We start from the raw sequence: 1628 nt of genomic DNA on the forward strand, positions 1-1628 counted from the left end.
CCCGGATCGCCGCGCTCGCCGCCGCGGGCCGGACGAACCCGGAGATCGCGCGGGCGCTGCAGCTGAGCAGCCGCTTGGTGGAGCTGCGCCTGACCCGGATCTACCGCAAGCTGACCGTGACCGGCCGGGGGCAGCTCGCCGAGCTGATGAGCCCCGGCTCCGCAGCGAGTTGATGACCGGTGCTGCTGGAGCGAGACGCCGAACGAGCCGCGATCGCCACCGCGCTGAACGCGGCCGCGGGTGGTGACGGTTCCCTGCTGCTGGTCAGCGGCCCGGCGGGCAGCGGGAAGTCCGCGCTGCTGCGGGACACCATGGCGGCGGCGTTCGGCGCGGGTGCCCGGGTGCTGCGCGCGGACGCCACCCGGCTCGAAGAGGACTTCGCGTTCGGCATCGCCCAGCAGCTGTGCCGCCCGGTGCTCGTCGCGGCCGGCGAAGCGGAGCGGGACCGGTGGTTCCAGGGCGCGTCCGAGCAGATCCTGCGCGCCCTGACCGAAGAACGGCTCATCACCGACGGCCACGAGCACTACCTGCCCACCGAAGCCGTCCTCTATGGACTGCACACGGTCGTGCACGCGATGTCCCACGACGACCTGGTCGTGGTGATCGTCGACGACCTGCAGTGGGCCGACCAGGGATCGCTGCGCCTGCTGGGCTACCTCGCCAAGCGGCTGAGCGGGTCGCGGATCCTGCTGGCGCTGGCGCTGGCCGACGAATGCGAGGCACCGAAGTACCCGCTGGTGCACGAGCTGGTGACCGCGGCCGCGCGGATCGTCGTGCCCGCACCGCTTTCGCGGTCCGCGGTCGCTTCGATGGCGGAGGTCGCGTTCGGCGAACGCGCCGAGGAGCCCTTCACCGCGATGCTGCACGACGTTTCCCGCGGCAACCCGGCCGACGTCGCGACCGTCCTCACCGGACTGGTCGCCGAAGGGCTGCGGCCGGTCGCCGCCCAGACCGCGGCCGCGGAAGCCGAAGCCGTGCGGCTGCTCGACCACCGCGTCCTGATGTCGCTGGGGTCGCAGCCGCCCGCGGTGCTCGCGCTGGCCCGCGCGGTCGCGGTGCTCGGCGACCTCGCCGAGCCCGGGCTCGCCGCCGACCTCGTCGGGCTCGACGACGTCGAGTACTCCTCCGCGGTGCAGCACCTGGAACGGCTGGGCCTGGCCGGCCGCGAGGACGGGCGGATCGGCTTCGTCACCACGAGCGTGCGCGACGGCATCGAGTCCGCGATCCCGGTCGAGCTGCGCGAAGACCTCTACCGGCGCGCGGCGAGGCTGCTCTACGAGCACGGCCGCCCGGCGGAGCGGGTCGCCGAGACGCTGATGAAGGTCGGCATCGCCGAAGACCCTTGGGAAGTGCGGATCCTCAGCTCGGCCGCGGGCAGCGTGCTGGAGCGCGGGGCCGGCGAGCTGGCGGCGCGTTACCTGCGCCGGGCCCTGCTGAACACCGCGCCCGACAGCGAAGAACGCGGCAGGCTGCTCGTCGAACTCGCCGCCGCGGAACGGGGTTTCGACCTGGTCGCCGCGGCACGGCACCTGTCGCAGGCGTTGTCGCTGCTGCCGCCCGGGCCGCAGCAGGCGGACGCGGCGCTGTGGATCCCGCCCGCGTTCGCCGCGGCGGCGCCGAACGTCGGC

The 1628-nt window shown here is 74.1% G+C and carries 2 protein-coding genes; both read left to right on the forward strand.

Annotated elements, in window-relative coordinates; genetic code table 11:
- Positions 1-5 precede the first annotated feature (5 nt).
- A complete protein-coding gene (locus G3I65_RS59170; RefSeq protein WP_375336770.1) occupies positions 6-173 on the forward strand; it encodes a LuxR C-terminal-related transcriptional regulator in 168 nt (55 codons plus the stop codon).
- A 6-nt stretch (positions 174-179) separates the two neighbouring features.
- A partial coding sequence (locus G3I65_RS44420) for an AAA family ATPase (protein ID WP_160701433.1) occupies positions 180-1628 on the forward strand: 1449 nt, incomplete at its 3' end.

Source organism: Amycolatopsis sp. SID8362 (assembly GCF_010550475.1).
Classification (GTDB): domain Bacteria; phylum Actinomycetota; class Actinomycetes; order Mycobacteriales; family Pseudonocardiaceae; genus Amycolatopsis; species Amycolatopsis eburnea.